Annotated in this window: 3 protein-coding genes; all 3 read left to right on the top strand. The window is 64.6% G+C overall.

What is annotated here, in order from left to right:
* Positions 1–555 precede the first annotated feature (555 nt).
* Complete coding sequence (locus tag HMPREF9440_RS08650; protein WP_008543393.1) at positions 556–2,385, top strand: aryl-sulfate sulfotransferase; 1,830 nt, start codon at positions 556–558, stop codon at positions 2,383–2,385.
* Positions 2,386–2,676: 291 nt separating this feature from the next.
* Positions 2,677–3,858 carry a porin gene (locus HMPREF9440_RS08645; RefSeq protein WP_040765298.1) on the top strand — a complete coding sequence of 394 codons (1,182 nt, stop codon included), beginning with the start codon at positions 2,677–2,679 and terminating at the stop codon, positions 3,856–3,858.
* Positions 3,859–4,120: 262 nt separating this feature from the next.
* Positions 4,121–4,609 (top strand): LysR family transcriptional regulator (locus tag HMPREF9440_RS08640; protein WP_008543390.1); only part of this gene is annotated, 489 nt, incomplete at its 3' end.

The raw sequence follows: 4,609 nt of genomic DNA, 5'->3' as shown, positions 1-4,609 counted from the left end.
AGGCAGCGGCTTTTCCAAAACCTGGTAGTCCTGGCCGACGGTGGCGGCGAAGGCGGGCATGGCGATGGTGGCGGCGAGCGCGAGGGCGGCCGAAGCCTTGACGAAAGTGCGGCGAAGCATGTTTCTTCTCCAGGGGGTGCTTTGCTCCCGGTCTCTCGTCCGGACGAGGGGCACCCCGCTCAAAAGTGGTCCAAAGAAGTGGTGGTCGGGGAACCGGTGGTCGTGGCTCCCAAGTGGGCGTGCGTCGCGAAGGGAATGGTCTGAAGGGCGGATGCACGAATCCCGTTTGGACGGAAGTATAGGATGCCGAGGTTTCCGAAAAACGGAAAGCTGCCTTCCGTCGGGAGTGGTTGGTTCGGGCGCTTCCGTTTCCTAGAATGCGGGCATCCAAAGACCCATCGCGCCGTCATCCGACCACATGCGCGCGCTGCCCGATCCGGTTTCAGCTTTCCGCTTCAGACCACTCAAGCCTGCGGAATCTCTCCCGTCGGACACACCACCAACGTGCGCCGGTGCCTGGGTCTCTCTGACCAACCTCAATCAGGAGAAAGGAAGATGATCACGAAGCGTTCCATCGCCGTCGCGGTTGCCGCGGCCTGCACGCTCGGTTTGGGCCTCACCATGGATGCGGCCGTCGCCTCGGGCGGCGCGAGCGGTCCCGCGGTGAGCTTCAAGGCCCAGGGCAACATCGGTGAAGTGATGGTGAATCCCTACCGCATCGCCCCGATGACGGCCGTCGTTCGCAACGGCGGCTACACCGTGAAGAACGCCAAGGTGCGCGTCGTGCCGAAGGCGGACGGCCAGGAAATCAAGTACGACGTCTCGGATGCGAACGTCCGCAACCACGGCGGCGTGCCGCTCTTCGGTCTCTATGCGGACTACCTGAACACGGTGGAAGTCGAATACGACCGCGTCTACAACGGGAAGACCGAACACTTCAAGGACCGCTATCAGTTCTACGTCCCGCCCGTCTACATGCACTCGAACGGCACGGACGGCCAGTCCCACACGACCTTCGACGCGACGGTGCTGAAGATGGACAAGGCGTTCTCCGACCGCCTCTACTTCGTCAACAACCTCGTGCGCACGCCGCCGCAGGCCTCCCGCTTCGTCTGGAACAACCCGATGGGGGGCGCCCTCGAATGGTCCTTCATGCCCGAAAACGGCATCATCGACTCCACGGGGACGCTGCGCTGGTACCTGATGCCCGACATCAACATGTACGATCCCGAACAGCCTTACAAGGCCGGGATCCTCATGGGCTTCCAGCAGTCCTCCGACGGCAACCTCATCTTCGGCTACGGCCAGCGCTACGCCAAGTACGACATGCTCGGCCGCGAAATCTACAACCGCCGTCTCCCGATGGGCTACGCCGACTACTCGCACGCGATCGACGGCGCCGAAAACGGCCACACGTTCCTGCGCGTTTCCTCGTCCGACCATCGCCGTCCCGACGGCAAGCGCGTTCACACGGTCCGCGACGTCATCATCGAGGTGGACGAAAACGGCAGCGTCGTCGACGAATTCCTGCTCTGGGACATTCTCGACCCGTACCGCGACAACCTCGTGAAGGCGATGGACCAGGGTGCGGTGTGCCTCAACATCGACGCCTCGAAGGCCGGCCACACGATGACCGCGGAAGAGCTCGCCGCGCAGGACGCCTCGAACGACTTCGGCGACATCACGGGCGTCGGCACCGGCCGCAACTGGGCGCACGTGAACTCGGTCGACTACGACCCGTCCGACGACTCGATCATCATCTCGTCGCGCCACCAGTCCGCCATCGTAAAGATCGGCCGCGACAAGAAGGTGAAGTGGATCCTCGCCTCGCCCGAAGGCTGGAAGAAGGGCTGGGCTGAAAAGGTCCTCACGCCGGTCGACGCGAAGGGCAACAAGATCAAGTGCGAAGGCTCCAAGTGCGAAGGCGACTTCGACTGGACCTGGACGCAGCACACCGCCTGGCGCATCGCGTCGAAGTCGAAGGGCGACATCATCTACGTCTCCGCCTTCGACAACGGCGACGCGCGCGGCATGGAACAGCCGGCGTTGGCGGAAGAAAAGTACACCCGCGGCGTCGTCTACAAGATCGACCAGAAGAAGATGACGGTCGAACAGGTCTACGAAGTGGGCAAGAAGGAAGGCCACGACTTCTACTCGCCGGTGACCGGCTTGGCGAAGTACATGGACGACAAGGATTCGTTCGTCGTCTACTACTCGACCCCGGGCCTCTACACGGGCGACCCGAAGAGCCGCATGACGCCTCACATCGCCGAGTACAAGTGGGGCCAGACGGAACCCTCCGTCCTCATCAAGCTGCAGGACACGATGGGCTACCAGGCTTGGCCGTTCTTCGTCGAACACGCCTTCAATCCGCAGGCGAAGTAAGGGTCCGACGATCTTCCGGATCCAAGGTTTCGGAGGGCGCGGGGAGCGTCGGATGGATGCGCTCCCCGCCCGACCGGGTCCGACATCCTGAAGAAGGACCCGCGGCCTTCCCTTGAGGGCGCCGCGCCATGAAACCCCGTCCGAAAAAGGCTTCGGGCGGGGTTTTTCTCGGCCGGACGCTTGGACTCGGGCGCTTCGGTCCGAAGAGAAGACCATTTCACGACCACGACTCACATGACGGACCCCGGGACGACCACCCGGGTCCCACTGAAAAGGAATCAGGAGAAACACATGCAGACCCATCGACTTGCGGGCGCCGCACTAACTTCCGCACTTGCCGCCGCGCTCACGCTCGCCGCGGGTGCCGCCGCGGCCGCCGAAGCGACCGTCTACGGCGGCATCGACGCCGGCCTCTACATGACGGACACGAAGCACGGCAACCCGAACCTCCAGATGCACGGCACCGACATCTCGACCGTGTGGGGGATCCGCACGAAGGAAGATCTCGGGAACGGGACCTACGTGCGCGTGAGCCTTGAAGGCGGTTTCGACGGTTCGTCGGGCGCCGTCGCGAACGATGCGCGCGCGGGCGCCTTCTTCTCGCGCGACGCGCTGCTGATCGTCGGGAACGAGCGCATGGGTGAAGTCGCCTTCGGCCGCACGGGCGGGCTTCTGGGCTCGACCGGGACCTACGGCCAGTGGGCGGCGAACGCGATGAACCCGATCTACTCGAATAACCCCGACGGCGGTTTGCCGGGCACCTTCCAGTCGAGCCCGATCGTCGACAACGCGGTGACCTTCCGCACGGCGCCCTTCCTCGGGGGCCTGCGCGTCGTCGGCCAGTATTCGAACGCCGCCGACCAGGCGGCGACGCCCGAGTCGGACGGCTTCTCGAAGGTGCAGCACGTCTACGCGCTGGGGACTTCCTGGACGGGTGAGAAGACCACCGCGCTCGCTCTCGTGCAGGTGATCGACTACCCGAACAAGACGATGGCGGCGACGCCTTCGGACGCGAAGGCGACCGTGAACTTCTTCGCGGGCGCGAGCGCGTACGTGTGGGGCGATCTGCGCGTGCACGTCGCCTACCAGCACCTCGAACACGCCCGCGGCGTGCTCGGCACCCCGAACGTGATTTCGGGCGCCGACATGGGCTTTGCGGCGGCGACTTCGCGCGAAGGCTTCACGGCGGACAGCTTCTCGGTGGGTGCTAACCACCCGCTGCTGGGCGGGCGCATCCACGGGTCGGTGAAGATGGTGCGCGCCTCCTGGGAAGGCCCCAACGCCGCGAATCTCGCGGACGACGGCGAACGCTGGGTGGGCGCGGTGCGCTACTCGTATCCGCTCTCGAAGCGCACGAACCTCTACGCGGTGGGCACCTACGCGTACGGGAACGGCATGTTCCGAAACACCGAAAAGGCCGAGAACGTCGCGAGCCGCTCGACCGTCGCGATGGGTATGACGCACAAGTTCTGATCGCTTCAAGAACTTGAGCGGAACTTGGACGTGACGGGCTTTACCGAGGCCCGTCTTGGAAAGAGGACGAACGGGCGGTCTCGGAACGGGGCCGCCCGTTCACTTTCACTGGGGGATAGCCGCCCGTGAGTCCCTGAGTCGGGTTTCCCCGAAGACGGCGGGAAGAAGGGCCTTTTTAGAATCAATCATCCGTGGGCGTCCGGCCGAAGTTCTCGGTCCGGCGCCCAACCTTTCTCATCCTGATCTCACCACCGCCCGACCGATGAAGACCGCGCTTGACGATCCCTCCGAGCATCTGACGCTCCAGCAACTGCGCTTTCTGCAGGACTTGGCCCGCACGCAGAAGCTCACCAAGACGGCTTCGAACTTCGGGATGAGTTTGGCGAGCGCGTCGCGGACGCTCGAAAAGCTCCGCGCCGCCTTCGGGGACCAGCTGCTCACGCCTCAGGCGCGGGGGCTCTCGCCCACCAAAGGTCTTTACCGGGTGCTCCCCGACCTGGAGACCACGATCGATCAGGCGGCGAAGCTCTTCCAACCCTTCGTCTTCGACCCGAAGGCCTTGGAGGGGCGCTTCCACCTCGTCTCGCGCGGATTGGCGGTCCCTGAGATCCTCGCCTACGTCGTTCCGAGGTTGGCCAAAGAGGCGCCGGGCCTCGTGCTGGAGCACCGCCCGCGCACGAGCGCCGTCTGGGAGGACATCGAAGACGGCCGTGCGGACCTCGCGATCGTCACCGACCGGAACGTGCCGCCG

This window comes from Sutterella parvirubra YIT 11816 (assembly GCF_000250875.1).
Classification (GTDB): domain Bacteria; phylum Pseudomonadota; class Gammaproteobacteria; order Burkholderiales; family Burkholderiaceae_F; genus Sutterella; species Sutterella parvirubra.
Note: the sequence above shows the minus strand (reverse complement) of the source record. Positions and strands in the feature narration are given on the sequence as shown.